The following is a 14079-nucleotide window of genomic DNA, read 5'->3' as shown; positions in this document are numbered from 1 at the left end:
TCACTTGCCGTCGATCACTTCCCGTACGAACGGGACCGTGAGCTTGCGTTGCGCGGCCAGCGAGGCGTCGTCGAGCTCATCCAGGAACTCGCAAAGTGATGCCATATCGCGAGGCAATCGGCGCAAAAGGTACTGAGCCGTCTCCAGCGGCAGCTCGAACCCGCGGATCTGCGCGCGCAGACGCAACGCTTCGATCTGTTCCGATTCGTCGAGCAAATGCAGCGTGAGCACCCAGCCTCCGCCGAGACGCGATCGCAGATCGGCCAGCGCGATCCCGGTCGCCGCCGGCGGCACTACCGCCGAAACGACCAGCCGGCCCTGCCGCTCATCGAGTTGCTGATGTAGCGCGAAGAGTGCGCGCTCCCATGCAGGGTCGCCCGCGATGGTCTCGATGTCGTCGATGCAGACGCACGCGAGCTCACCGCAGCCCGTCAGGATTTCGGACCCCATCGATGCGATATCCGTAAGCGGCAGATACGCGGCGGATTGCCCTTGCCCGCCCATCCTCGCGCAGATCGCCTGCAGGAGATGCGACTTGCCAGTTCCGGCAACACCGTGAATGAACACGCAGGTGGGCGGCTCGCCCGCGCGCAGCGTGCGCAGGATTTCGACCGTCGATTCGTTGCGGCCGGCCAGGAAGCTGTCGAAGACCGAGCTGTCCCGCAGCTTCACGCCCAGGGGAAGTTGATTCGTCACGATCAGACCGGCAGGCCGCGGCGGCGGCGACTCACATGGACAGCCTTGCGCGAATAGGTCAGCACGTAATCGATGCCGCTGATGACGGTCGTCACGAACACCAGCGCCCCGAGACCGATGACGACATTCCGCGGCACGTGGCCAACCGCATGCGCGGCGACCACCAGCAGTACGAACACGATCTGGCACAGCGTGTTCACTTTGCTGATCCAGGTCGGATGACCATCGATCTCGCCGAAGAGGGCGTTATAGGTGATTGCTCCGGCCGTAATGATGACGTCGCGACCGATCGCCGTGATCGCCAGCCACAGCGGCACGAGCCCCATGATCGCCAGCGTCAGGAACACTCCCACGAGCAGGATCTTGTCGGCGAGCGGGTCGAGGATCTTGCCCAGTTCCGTCGTCCATCCGCAGCGCTTGGCGAGAAAGCCGTCGAGAGCGTCGGTAGCGGCCGCGAAGGCGAAGAGCCAGAGGGTCAGGCGGAATTCATGATTCGCGAGCAGCCAGGCGACCGGCACCACCAGGAGCATGCGCAGGATGCAGAGCGCATTCGGGATGAAACGCAGGCTGGACGACATTTCGCGAAACGCGGCGCCGGCAACTTAAGGCTGATACTGGAACTGCAGACGATCCACCGGCGCCGCCGCGTCCGCCGGCGCAAGCGGGACGAGCTTGCCGTCGAGCGCCAGTGCCCGACGCAGCGTCGTCGCGTCGCCGCGGATCGCGAGTTTGAATCGCAGTGTGTCGCCGAGCACCTGCTCCACCGCGACGCCACGAACCAGCGTCATGCCTTCGAGATAGTTGAGCGTGGTCGCATACGCACCGAGATTGCCGATCCCCGACACTTCGACCATCACGCTGTCGAGCGTCGTGCCCGATGCCGAGTACACGCGGGCGAACGTGTCGGCTGCGAGATTGACGCCCTCCTCCAGTGATCCCGCGGCACTTGCAGCGCCGTCATCGGAAGCAAGGGTCCAGCGCACGGAAAGCCCGCCCGCGCCGTCGGTTCGCGCGGTGCCGAGCAATGCTGCGTTGGCGTTGTAACGAGCTGCGGCCTGCAGCAACGCCGACGGGTCGGCGCTGGCATCGACGCCCGCATTGATCTGTGTCCGATCCTGAGTCGTCATTTCCGGCCAGATGATCGGCAGCCCACGCTGTTTGGCGGCCCGGCTGATCGCTTCCCGCTCGACGGTGGAGGCCGCGGAATCGATCCAGTAAGAGGAGCCGTCGGTGGCCTGCACATTCAGCAGGACGAGTGTCGCGGGCCGCTCGCGCCCCCAGACCGGCAACCCCGCATCGGTGAGCAGTTTGTCCACCGAAACACTGTCAAATCCGACCTGGAGAACGTTGTCGGCGGTGAAACCGAACCGCTGCACGTACTGGCGTGGATTGTTCAGCGCCCCACCCAGCCGGACCGCGGCGTCCCTGCGGCCACTGACCCGGACGACGACCACCTTCAGCGCGTCCACGAAAGCCGCATCCCGGCTGGCGGCGACCGGCATCGCGACCTCGTACAGGTCCGGGACGGTCACGGCGAACGCCGGAGCGACCGCCAGCAGCGCCGCCAACAGGAGAAACCGCAGTCGTGGGAGAAGTCGTGAAGTCATTGCTGGCCGTCGGGCAACTTTGCATCCCCGCCATGGGATATTGGCCGTGTAAAATACCACACGCTCCCATATCCGCCGGTAGCCGCCAGCCCACACGCTCTGGCCGCCGCCGCCACAAGAGGCTCGAATGTCTGACTCGATCACTTACAAAGACGCCGGCGTCGATATCGAAGCCGGCGACGAACTCGTCGAACGCATCAAACCGGCCGTCAAGCGCTCCATGCGGCCCGAAGTGCTCGCCGGCCTCGGCGGCTTCGGCGCGCTGTTCGAAATTCCCGTCGAGCGGTATCGGCGCCCCGTGCTCGTTTCCGGGACCGACGGCGTGGGCACGAAACTGCGGCTTGCGATCGAGACCGGCCGGCACGACACGATCGGCATCGACCTCGTCGCGATGTGCGCGAACGATGTGGTCGTCCAGGGCGCTGAACCGCTCTTCTTTCTCGATTACTACGCCACCGGCAAGCTGAGCATCGACGTCGCCGAGTCGGTCATCAAAGGCATCGTCGAAGGCTGCGTGCAGGCGGGCGCCGCGCTGATCGGCGGCGAAACGGCAGAAATGCCCGGCATGTACGCCGAAGGTGACTACGATCTCGCCGGATTCTGCGTGGGCATCGTGGAGAAGGACGCCATCATCGACGGCAGTCGCACGCGCCCGGGCGATGTCCTCATCGGACTGCCCTCTTCCGGCCCGCATTCGAACGGCTACTCGCTCATTCGCAAGCTCATCAAAGTCGGCAAGGCCAGCGCGACGACGAAGCTCGGCTCTGGTCTCCTTTACGACGCGCTGCTTGCACCGACGCGAATCTACGTGAAGCCGCTGCTCGCGCTCGCCAAAGCGGTGCCGATCCACGGCATCGCGCACATCACCGGCGGCGGCATCACGGAAAACATTCCGCGCGTCGTTCCCAGCGGACTCGAGGTCCAGCTGAGTGCGAAAACCTGGCAGCGCGCCGAAGTGTTCGACTGGCTGCAGAAGACAGGCAACATCGCTTCGCAGGAGATGTATCGCACCTTCAATTGCGGCATCGGCATGACAGTCACCGTCGCCGCCGAGCACGCCGACAAGGCTGTGAAGCTGCTGCGGGAACAGGGCGAACAACCGGCGGTGATCGGCGAGATCCGGCGCGGCGACGGCGGCGTGGTCATCCACGGATGACCGGCGGCACCGCGTCCGAACGATCGGCCCCTCTGCCGATCGTCATTCTGATCTCCGGCCGCGGCAGCAACATGCGAGCGATCGCGGAGCAGGCGACGAAAGGAAAGCTCACAGTCGAAATCCGCGCGGTCATCAGCGATCGCGCCGACGCCGTGGGGCTCGCGACGGCCGCCGAGTTCGGCATTCCCGCCGCAGCCCTGAGTCCACGCGACTACGCCGATCGCCCGGCGTATGACGCTGCTCTCGCCAGTCTCGTCGCTTCCTATTCGCCGTCGCTCGTCGTGCTGGCGGGTTTCATGCGTATCCTGACGCCGAATTTCATCGGCCCCTTTGCTGACCGGATCCTGAATATCCACCCCTCGCTGCTGCCGAAATACCGTGGGCTGCATACCCATCGTCGCGCGCTCGAGGCCGGTGACACGCATCACGGCGTGAGCGTGCATTTCGTCACACAGGAACTGGATGGCGGCCCAGTCATTATTCAGGCACGCGTGCCAGTGCTCGTGGGCGACACCGAAGCTGACCTTTCAGCGCGAGTTCAGCGCCAGGAGCACAGGATCTATCCCGAAGCCATCGAATGGTTTGCGCAGGGCCGGCTCGAGTTGCGCGAAGACAGGGCCTGGCTCGATGGCAGACGCCTCGATGAGCCCGTGACGACGGAAGGAGAGTGAATTGCACCGTGCCAGGTTTGCCCAATGCGCGTGGTTCGCCCGATCGCTCGCGATCGCTTCGCTCGTATTCATGAGCTTCGCGACGCAAGCGACAGCGACGCTGCCGAAGCCGTTCGTTGCCACCTATGCCGTGACTTTCCGCGGCCTGAATGCAGGCACGCTTCGCATGGAGTTCCGGCAGGACAGCAGCCCGCAACGCTACGTCCTGGAAACCCGGGCCAGCCCTTCCGCGCTGGCGAGCTTCGTCGTCAGCAGCGCTGCCTTCGAACGCACGATTCTCGAAGTGACGCCAGACGGCCTGCGGCCCGTTCAGTGGGAGCTCGATGACGGCAAGTCAGGCAACAAGGGCGACGGGCAGCTGACTTTCAACTGGACCGATCTCACCGTCAGCGGCAGCTACGAGGGCCAGCCCGTCAAGCTGGCGCTCGAACCGGGAATGCAGGATCGGCTGTCGATTCAGCTGGGCGCGATGACATCGCTGCTGCAGGGACACGAGCCCGGCACGATCGCCATGGTGAACGGCGACAACATCCGTCACTACACCTACACGCGCGGCAAGACCGAGACAGTGCAGTCCAAGCTCGGCGCGCTGGACACCGTCGTCTACGAAAGCACGCGCCCGAATTCGAATCGGATTTCCCGCGTCTGGCACGCACCATCGCTGGAGTTCATCGCCGCCCGCGCGGAACAGATACGCAAGGGGAAGGTGGAGACGGTGATGACGCTGGTGGAGCTGACGCACGGCCAGTGACGACTGACGAGCCGGCCTTCTGACTCGTCACGCGTCACCGGTCACCCATCTCCCCAATCAGGTCTTCGGCAACGTCACTCCGCGCTGCCCCTGGTACTTCCCGCCGCGATCCTTGTAAGAGGTCTCGCAGACTTCATCCGATTCCAGGAAGAGCATCTGGGCGACGCCCTCGTTCGCATAGATCTTCGCGGGCAGCGTCGTGGTGTTCGAGAACTCCAGCGTCACGTGACCCTCCCACTCGGGCTCGAGCGGCGTCACGTTCACGATGATTCCGCAGCGTGCATAAGTCGACTTGCCCAGGCAGATCGTCAGCACGTTGCGGGGAATGCGGAAGTACTCGACCGTCCGCGCCAGCGCGAAGGAGTTCGGCGGAATGATGCACACGTCCGACTGCTGGTCCACGAAGCTGCCCGAATCGAAGTTCTTCGGGTCGACGATCGTCGCGTTGATGTTCGTGAACACTTTGAATTCGTTCGCGCAGCGCACGTCGTATCCATAGCTGGACGTGCCGTACGACACGATCTTGCCGCCGTTGGCGACTCTGACCTGGCCGGGCTCGAACGGGTCGATCATCCCCTGGGCGGCCATGCGACGGATCCAGCGATCGGACTTGATGGTCATAAGGAGTAGCGGTTAGCGGTTGGCGGTTAGCGGTTGGGGGGAGTGAGACGTTAAATGTCGGGGGTTGATGCTCGATCGTCAACCTCGACGAAGAATCAGGTGTCTTCGACCTCGATGGTCGGGAACGGTGCATCGGGTTGGAAACTCCTTCGGGCGAGCCGTGCGGCGGTTCGGCGGCCGAGGTCGATGTAGGCGCGGCCCAGCGGCGAGTCGGGTTCGGCGACGACGGTGGGTTCGCCGCGGTCCATCTCTTCCCGGATCCGGATATCCAGCGGCAGTTCGGCGAGGAGATCGACGCCATACTGCTGCGCCATGCGCCGGCCGCCGCCCGAACCGAAGATGTGTTCTTCGTGGCCGCAATTCGAACAGACGTGCGTGCTCATGTTCTCGACGATGCCGAGCACCGGCACCTCGACCTTCTCGAACATGCGCAGACCCTTGCGCGCGTCGAGCAGCGCAATGTCCTGCGGAGTCGTGACGATCACGGCGCCGCTCACGGGCACCCGTTGCGACAACGTCAGCTGCGTGTCGCCGGTGCCCGGCGGCATATCGACGATCAGATAATCCAGCTCGCCCCAGCGCGTGGTTTCCAGGAGCTGCACCAGCGCCTGTGTCACCATCGGACCACGCCAAACCATCGGCTGTTCTTCGTCGATGAGAAAGCCGATGGACATCACTTTCACGCCGAATGCCTCGGGCGCGATCATCGATTTCTGATCCGGGCTCACGGGTCGCTCGCCGCCGAGGCCCATCATCCGCGGCTGGCTCGGCCCATAGATATCAGCATCCAGCAGACCGACGGCCGCGCCTTCGTGAGCGAGCGCCAGCGCCAGATTGGCGGCGGTCGTCGACTTGCCCACCCCGCCCTTCCCCGATGCGACAGCGATGATGTTCCTGATCGCCTGAATCGGACGCAGGTTGTTCTTGACCGCCTGGGATTCGACTTTCCATTGCACATCCACGTCGACTGCTTCGACCCAGCCAAGCGACCGGACCTGCTCGCTGAGCGCAGCCGTCAGTTCACTCGCGTAGCGCCGCGCAGGAAATCCCAGGCGAATGTTCAGCCGGACGTTGCCGCCGGCAACGGTCACGTTCTCGACGGCGCCCACGGCACCGAGCTCGCGGTCGAGATAGGGCTCGCGAAAAGATTCGACAAGACGGCGCACCGCCGTGTCACGTTCAGTGGTCATGTAGCGATCGGTCCCGGATGAATCCCGCATGCGCGGGAGCGAAAACGGCCGCTGAGGGAAAACCCCAAGCGGCTCGAATGGGGCACGGATTGTAGCGGAATGCGCCCGTCATGCTTCCGCGCAGCCTCGTAGCAGCACCGGAACTCGCATCTATGAGGGAAATTCTGATGCGCGGTGGGCGGTTGCTGCGCAGCAGTCGTGGCATAATCCGCGCCAGCGCTCGAATGCACCGGACAAAGGTTCATTTCGCCCCACAGCCAGAGGCGGTTACGCTTGCGAGGATCTGGCGAAATAAAACCTGGGGCGAACCAGGATTCGCATTCAAAGCCCGGCCCGGAGCGAAGGATACCGAGACGACTCGATGAGTTTCTTTTCCGACCTGAAAGCCGAACGTCTGATCGGGGAGATCAGAGCCCTCGGCGACCCGCTTCATCCGGACGCACAGAAGGCGTTCCAGAGGCTGGCCAAGATCGGCGCCGGCGCCATCCCCAAGATTCTCGACGCCGTTTCGGTCGCCGATAAGCGCGAGACCGCTTCTTACGTCGAGATCCTCGCGCAGCTCGTAGACAACAAGACGTTCCCGATCCTCGCCCAGGGCCTCGTCGATGGCAGCCCGCGCACCATCGCGGCGGTCGGCTGGGCGCTCACGGCGAGCACGAACTACAACGCATCGATGCTGATCGACCTGCTCGGCCGCGAAGAGGTCTCCAAGTCCGCGGTGATCGAGATCATCGCCGCCCAGAAGAACCGCTTCACCGTGCGCGAACTCCTGCAGCACGCCTACAACCAGGAGTCGAACGAGAAGGCCGCGCTCTTCCGCATCATCGGCGAGCTGGCGGACGCATCCACCGTCGGCGAGCTCACGAGCCGCATCGACGGCAAGGACACGACGGCGCGGATGCACATCATCGGCATTCTGTCGCGCTTCAACCGGCCCGAAGTATCGGCGGCGCTGCAGACGCAGCTCAAGGATCCGAACAAGCTGATCCGCCAGGCAGCGCTCAACGCGCTCAGCAAGATGGACGGCCCGGTGAATACGGCGCTCGTCTGCCAGATGCTGCGAGATCCGGACCTGGAAGTTCAGAACCGCGCGATCGACGTCGTCGTGCGCGCGAAAGACCCGGACACGATGAAGTACCTCGTCGAAGTGCTCAAAGACGAGAACGAATACGCACGACGCGCCGGCGTCGAGGTGCTCAATCACCTGGGAACGGCCCGGGACATCAAGCATCTCCTGCAAGTCATCAAGGATGACGACTGGTGGGTTCGCACTCGCGCCGCGGACGCCCTCGGCAAGATCGGTGGTCCTCGCGTCGTCGATGCAGTCATCGAGCTCATCAAGGACGAGGACGAGGAAGTCCGTCGCGCGGCGATCGAGATCCTCAACCAGACCAAGGACGAGCGGGCGGTCAACTTCCTGCTGGAGGCCACCCGCGACAAGGACTGGTGGGTCAGCGAACGCGCCATCGATGCGCTCGGCGAAATCGGCAGCAAGCGGGCGGTGCCCGTGCTGATCGAGCTGCTCGCATCCGACAACACCCGCTCGCTGCCCGCGGCGATTCGTGCGCTCGGCAAGATCGGTGACATCAAGGCCATCGAGCCGATGATCAAGCTGCTCGACCGGCCCGAGAAGGAAATCAAGGTCGAGGCGATCAATGCGCTCGTGCGCCTCACCGACGACAAGCGCGCGGACAGCGTGCGCAACTACATCCAGTCCGTCGGCTCGACGACCAGCGACCAGACGATCATGCAGGCAGCCGTGCACGCGGTCGAAGAGCTCGACAACAAGTACTCGAGCACGGCCATCGCGGCGCAGGCCAAGGCCAGCCGCATGGCGGAGCCGGCGCGCACGCTGCTCATCGAGAAGGGCGACGTCGATCAGGTCATCAAGAAGGCCGAGGAATCGGCAGCGACTTCGCAGAAGCTCGACGTCGCGGCGCTCAAGCCGGGCGAGATTCTCGAGGGCCGCTACAAGTTCATCGAAAAGATCGGCAAGGGCGCCTTCGGCACGGTCGTACTGGTGGAAGACACCGTCGTCGAGGAACGCCTGATCCTCAAGTTCCTGAACCCGAACGTCTCCCAGGACGAGGAGATGATGAAGCGCTTCGTGCACGAACTGCGCTACTCGCGCAAGATCACGCACCGCAACGTCATCCGCATCTACGACTTCCTTTTCATGCGCGGCAACTACGCCATTTCGATGGAGTATTTCCCGTCGCATACGCTCGGCGCCGAGATCGTCAACGAGAAACCGCTCGATCTGAAGCGCGCCGTGCAGTACGGCATCGACATCGCGACCGGCATGTCGGTCGCGCACCAGGCCGGCATCGTGCATCGCGACCTGAAGCCCGCCAACGTGCTCATCAACAACGAGCACCTGCTCAAGATCGTGGACTTCGGCGTCGCCGCCGCCCACAAGGAAGGCGATACGCAGCTGACCAAGACCGGCTACGTCATCGGTTCGCCGAAATACATGGCCCCCGAGCAGATCCTGGGCAAGAAGGTCGACGAACGGGCCGACATCTACAGCCTGGGTGTGATCCTCTACGAGATGGTGACCGGCGTACCGCCTTACAGCCGCGGCGACCACATGTCCGTCATGTACCAGCACGTTCAGGGAAAGGCCAAGTCGCCGCTTGAGGTAAATCCCTCATTGCCCAGGCCGCTCGCCGACATCGTGGTCCAGGCCATGGCCGTCGATAAGGCGAAACGGTTCCAGAGCATGGACGAGATGCGCGCCGCTCTCGAAAGGGCTCTCTGAGCTCACTCCGGGCGGGGCCACTCGTCCCCGCCATTCGCCACTTCGTCCGATGGATTGCCCGCCCCCTCCCCGCGGGAGCCAATCCCCTGTAGGCTGTTGGCAGACAAGCCATTTGAGCCCATCGCCACCGCATGGCCCGCATTGACGCCTTCCTCAAGCTCGGCACCGACCAGGGATGCTCCGATATCCATTTCGCCGTCGGCCTCCCGCCGATGCTGCGGATGTACGGCGACCTGATGCCCATCAAGTTCCGCGACCTGAGCCAGGTGGAACTGGAGGGCTATGTCGCCGAGATCATGAGCAAGCCGAACCAGGAGCAGCTGCGCCGCGGCCTCGACGTGGACTTCTCGTATGTCTCGGCCAACGGCGGCCGCTTCCGCGTCAACGTGTTCCGCAAGGACACCGGAGTCGGCGCCACGTTCCGGGCCATTCCGTCCGAGGTCCCGACGCTCGACCGGCTGGGCCTGCCGCCCACCATCAAGAAGCTCTGCGACAACCACCAGGGCATGATCCTGGTGACCGGCTCGACCGGCACCGGCAAGTCCACGACGCTGGCCGCGATGATCGATCACCTGAACCAGACACGCCGGGTGAACATCATCAGCCTCGAGGATCCGATCGAGTTCGTGCACAAGAGCAAGCAGAGCCAGGTCATCCAGCGCGAGCTGAACACGCACCTGCCCTCCTTCTCCGAAGGCGTTCGCGCAGCGATGCGCGAAGACCCCGACGTGATCCTGGTCGGTGAGCTTCGCGACGCCGAAACGATCCGCTGGGCGATGACCGCCGCCGAAACCGGCCACCTGGTCCTCGGCACCCTGCACACGACCGGCGCCGTGAAGACGATCGATCGTATCGTCGACGCGTTGCCGGCCGACGAGCGCGAGCAGACGAAGAGCTTCCTTTCGCAGAGCCTGATCGCCGTCGTCACGCAGGTACTGGTCAAGACGCCGGATCAGCGCGGCCGCAAGGCGATCTGCGAAATCATGATCGTCACGCGCGCGATCGCGAAGCTGATCATGACGGACCAGACCCATCAGATTCCCTCGCAGCTGCAGACGGGCAAGGACCTCGGCATGCAGATGCTCGACCAGGCCCTGCTCGCCAACGTGCAGGCCAAGGAAATCGACGCCGACGACGCTTACGTCTACGCGTCCGACAAGAAACTCTTCGCCCGCTACGTCACGGATACCAGCGTTCTGCCGAAGCTGGATCTGGCGCCGGGATAATTCCATGAGCACCGAAGCCACCGGCACCTCTCCCGCGACGGGCGGTACGAGCAATCAGTACGTCCCGCGCAAGATCGACGAGTTCCTGAAGGACGTGCTGAGCCGCAACGGCTCGGATCTGCACTTCATCGCCGGCGACCCGCCGCGCATCCGCCTGTACGGCGAACTGCACAACCTGCGTCCCGACGCGCTGAAGCCGGAGTTCGTGCAGGAAGTGCTCATGGAGATCATGCCCCGCGCCGCGCAGTTGCGGCTCGAGGAAAAGCACGGCGCCGACTTCGCGTACATCATTCCGGGCGTTTCGCGCTTCCGCGTGAACGTGATGCGCCATCTCTACGGACTCGGCTGCGTGTGCCGGGCGATCCCGTCGAAAGCGCTGACGCTCGATCAGCTCAACATGCCGGACGCCGTACGCAACCTGTGCAAGGTGAACAGCGGCCTGATCCTCGTGACGGGCAAGACCGGCTCCGGCAAATCGACGACGCTCGCCGCGATGATCGACGACATGAACGCGCGCCTGAAAGGCCACATTCTCACGATCGAAGACCCGATCGAATTCGTCCATCCGCGCAAGAGCTGCCTGATCAGCCAGCGCGAGATCGGCACCCACAGCCCGTCGTTCGCCGACGCCCTGCACTCCGCCTTGCGCGAAGATCCCGACGTCATCCTGGTCGGCGAGTTGCGCGACTACGAAACGATGAGCATCGCGGTCACCGCCGCCGAGATGGGCATTCTCGTGATGGGCACCCTGCACACGAACGGCGCTGCGCCGACGGTCGATCGCATGGTCAACGCGTTCCCGGCCGACAAGCAGTCGCACGTGCGCGCGATGCTTTCAACGTCGCTGCGCGGCGTGATTTCTCAGCAACTGATCCCGCGGGCCGGCAAGCCCGGCCGTGTCGCCGCACTGGAAATCCTCGTGAACACTCCGGCTGTCGCCAACCTGATCCGCCAGGGCAAACTCGACCAGCTCGAGAACACCATGCAGAGTGGCGCCTCTCACGGCATGAAGACGATGGACTCGGCCATCCAGGACCTGCTGGACAAAGCCATCATCACGGGCAAAGAGGCCTACAAGAAGGCCATTACGAAGACGAAATTCGAGCATCTGAAAGACGTGGGGTAGCGGGTGACGCGCCCCGCGCCCCCGACGGCCGCCATGGCATAATCCGCCCCCGCCTTTCTCCCGGATTTGCCAGCCTCCCCAATGACTTCCAGCCCGCGCCATCTCTTCGTCACGACGGCACTGCCCTACGCGAACGGTCCGTTCCACATCGGGCACATCATGGAGTACATCCAGGCGGACATCTGGGTGCGGTTCCAGCGCATGGTGGGCAACAAGGTTCACTGGATGGGCGCTGACGATGCGCACGGTGCGCCGATCATGCTGAAGGCGGAAGCCGAAGGGATCACGCCGGAGCAGCTCGTGGACCGGATCGCATCAGACCGGCCGAAATATCTGAACGGCTTTCACATCCACTTCGACAACTGGCATTCGACGCACTCGCCGGAGAACACCGCGCTCACGCAGCTCATCTTCCGCAATCTCGATGCGGCCGGGCTGGTCGAGAAGCGCCCGGTCGAACAGTTCTTCGATCCGGTCAAGAACATGTTCCTCGCCGATCGCTATGTGAAAGGCGAATGCCCGAACTGCCACACGCAGGATCAGTACGGAGACGCGTGCGAGGCATGCGGCAAGGCGTACGAACCGACGGATCTCATCAATCCGCGCTCGACGCTGTCCGGTGCCACACCCGTGCGTCGCACGTCGGATCACTTCTTCGTCAAGCTCTCCGATCCGGCCTGCAAGCAGTTCATGCGCGAATGGCTGAACGCGACGGTCGACGGAACGCCGCGCCTTCAGCCTGCCGTCAAGAACAAGGCAAGTGAATGGCTCGAAGGCCAGGGCGATCAGGAGCTGACCGACAAGGACATCTCGCGCGATGCACCCTACTTCGGCATTCCGATTCCGGACGCGCCGGGCAAGTTCTTCTACGTGTGGTTCGATGCACCGATCGGCTATCTCGCTTCGCTGAAGAACTACTTCGACAGCGGCAAGGCGCGTGCGAACGGCGAATCGCGCAGCTACGAGGAATTCCTCGCTGCGCCCGACGTCGAGCAGATCCACTTCATCGGCAAGGACATCATCTACTTCCACACGCTGTTGTGGCCCGCGATGCTGAAGTTCGCGAAACAGAAGGTGCCGAACAACGTCTACGTCCACGGCTTCATCACCGTGTCCGGCGCGAAGATGTCCAAGTCGCGCGGCACTGGCATCAGTCCGCTACGGTATCTCGAAGTCGGCATGAATCCCGAGTGGTTCCGCTACTACATCGCGGCGAAGCTCAATGCGAACGTCGAAGACATCGACTTCAACCCGGAAGACTTCGTCGCGCGCGTGAACTCGGATCTCGTCGGCAAGTACGTGAACATCGCCAGCCGGATGGCGCCGTTCCTTGCGAAGTTCTTCGACAACCGCATGCCCGCCCTGCCTGCGCAGACCGCGGCCCTGAGCGCGGCCTTCGAGCGCGCGAATGAGATCCGCGAGTCGTTCGAAGAACGCGAGTTCAGCCGCGCGATCCGCCTTGCGATGGAGATCGCCGACAAGGTCAATGCCGAAGTCGACCAGTACAAGCCTTGGATCCTCGCGAAAGACGCGGCCAGCAACGCCGCCAATCTGCAGAAACTCGGCGAGATCTGCGCGTCCGCCATCGCGACGTTCAAGGCACTCACGCTGTTCCTGAAGCCCATCCTTCCGGCGCTGGCCGAACAAGCGGAGGAGTATCTGAACAGTGGCCCGCTCACGTGGGATCTGTTCGCCCAAGGCTCGACGCCGGCGAAGTTCCTGCCGACCGGCCATGCCTTCGGCACCTTCAAGCCGCTGATCACGCGCGTCGACCCGAAGCAACTCGATGCTTTGTTCGAAAGCGCGAACGAAGCCGCAAAGAAGCAACCCGAGGCTCCGGCCAGCAGCCAGCAAGCCAGTAGCCAGCAGCCCCCCGCAGGCGAAATCACCGTCGACGACTTCGCGAAGATCGACATCCGCGTCGCGAAGATTCTCGCGGCCGAGTTCGTCGAAGGCGCGGACAAGCTGCTGAAGCTCACGGTCGACATCGGCGATGCGCAACGCACGGTGTTCGCGGGTATCCGTTCTGCGTACACCCCGGACCAGATCGTCGGCCGCCTGACGCTGGTGCTTGCCAATCTCAAACCCCGCAAGATGAAGTTCGGCACGTCGGAAGGAATGGTTCTCGCCGCGGGCCCCGGCGGCAAAGACATCTTCCTGCTGTCGCCGGACGCAGGCGCCACCCCGGGCATGAAAGTGAAGTGACCAGTGGTTAGCGGACGCCCCTTCGGGCTCTTGCGAACCGCTAACCGCCAACCGCCAACCGCTTCTCCG

At 63.7% G+C, this 14079-nt stretch carries 12 protein-coding genes; 7 read left to right on the top strand and 5 right to left on the bottom strand.

Features of this window, described 5'->3' with window-relative positions; genetic code table 11:
• From hda to HNQ60_RS01330, 3 genes are read right to left on the bottom strand one after another with little or no spacing between them, the layout of a single operon-like run.
• Positions 1 to 696 carry a DnaA regulatory inactivator Hda gene (gene hda / locus HNQ60_RS01340; RefSeq protein ID WP_184329223.1) on the bottom strand — a complete coding sequence of 232 codons (696 nt, stop codon included), beginning with the start codon at positions 694 to 696 and terminating at the stop codon, positions 1 to 3.
• Positions 697 to 698: 2 nt separating this feature from the next.
• A complete protein-coding gene (locus HNQ60_RS01335; RefSeq protein WP_184329222.1) occupies positions 699 to 1274 on the bottom strand; it encodes a CDP-alcohol phosphatidyltransferase family protein in 576 nt (191 codons plus the stop codon).
• A 24-nt stretch (positions 1275 to 1298) separates the two neighbouring features.
• A complete protein-coding gene (locus HNQ60_RS01330; protein WP_184329221.1) occupies positions 1299 to 2303 on the bottom strand; it encodes a DUF2066 domain-containing protein in 1005 nt (334 codons plus the stop codon).
• 127 nt (positions 2304 to 2430) lie between these two features.
• Between HNQ60_RS01330 and purM the strand changes: the two genes are divergently transcribed.
• From purM to HNQ60_RS01315, 3 genes are read left to right on the top strand one after another with little or no spacing between them, the layout of a single operon-like run.
• Entirely contained in the window at positions 2431 to 3459 is a 1029-nt protein-coding gene (gene purM / locus HNQ60_RS01325; RefSeq protein ID WP_184329220.1) for a phosphoribosylformylglycinamidine cyclo-ligase, read from the top strand.
• Complete coding sequence (gene purN / locus HNQ60_RS01320; protein WP_184329219.1) at positions 3456 to 4130, top strand: phosphoribosylglycinamide formyltransferase; 675 nt, start codon at positions 3456 to 3458, stop codon at positions 4128 to 4130. Before purM ends, purN begins: the two co-directional genes overlap by 4 nt.
• A gap of 1 nt (position 4131) precedes the next feature.
• A complete protein-coding gene (locus HNQ60_RS01315; protein ID WP_184329218.1) occupies positions 4132 to 4881 on the top strand; it encodes a DUF3108 domain-containing protein in 750 nt (249 codons plus the stop codon).
• Between the two features lie 57 nt (positions 4882 to 4938).
• On the opposite strand, the gene dcd is transcribed toward HNQ60_RS01315, so the two are convergent.
• Together dcd and apbC are read right to left on the bottom strand one after the other, a co-directional pair.
• On the bottom strand, positions 4939 to 5502 hold the full coding sequence (gene dcd / locus HNQ60_RS01310) for a dCTP deaminase (RefSeq protein ID WP_184329217.1): 564 nt from the start codon (positions 5500 to 5502) through the stop codon (positions 4939 to 4941).
• 95 nt (positions 5503 to 5597) lie between these two features.
• A complete protein-coding gene (apbC, locus tag HNQ60_RS01305; protein WP_184329216.1) occupies positions 5598 to 6692 on the bottom strand; it encodes an iron-sulfur cluster carrier protein ApbC in 1095 nt (364 codons plus the stop codon).
• Positions 6693 to 7053: 361 nt separating this feature from the next.
• Between apbC and HNQ60_RS01300 the strand changes: the two genes are divergently transcribed.
• The 4 genes from HNQ60_RS01300 to metG all read left to right on the top strand — a co-directional run bounded on the left by HNQ60_RS01300 (position 7054) and on the right by metG (position 14010).
• The gene (locus tag HNQ60_RS01300) at positions 7054 to 9453 is read left to right on the top strand and encodes a HEAT repeat domain-containing protein (RefSeq protein WP_184329215.1); all 2400 of its coding nucleotides are present in this window, start codon (positions 7054 to 7056) and stop codon (positions 9451 to 9453) included.
• 131 nt (positions 9454 to 9584) lie between these two features.
• Positions 9585 to 10679 (top strand): type IV pilus twitching motility protein PilT, encoded by a 1095-nt coding sequence (locus tag HNQ60_RS01295; RefSeq protein ID WP_184329214.1) that lies wholly within the window; start codon positions 9585 to 9587, stop codon positions 10677 to 10679.
• Between the two features lie 4 nt (positions 10680 to 10683).
• On the top strand, positions 10684 to 11805 hold the full coding sequence (locus HNQ60_RS01290; RefSeq protein WP_184329213.1) for a type IV pilus twitching motility protein PilT: 1122 nt from the start codon (positions 10684 to 10686) through the stop codon (positions 11803 to 11805).
• Positions 11806 to 11886: 81 nt separating this feature from the next.
• Complete coding sequence (gene metG, locus HNQ60_RS01285; protein WP_184329212.1) at positions 11887 to 14010, top strand: methionine--tRNA ligase; 2124 nt, start codon at positions 11887 to 11889, stop codon at positions 14008 to 14010.
• Positions 14011 to 14079: the final 69 nt, after the last annotated feature.

It is taken from the genome of Povalibacter uvarum (assembly GCF_014202975.1).
GTDB lineage: Bacteria > Pseudomonadota > Gammaproteobacteria > Steroidobacterales > Steroidobacteraceae > Steroidobacter > Steroidobacter uvarum.
This window is presented reverse-complemented; position numbering and strand designations above follow the sequence as displayed.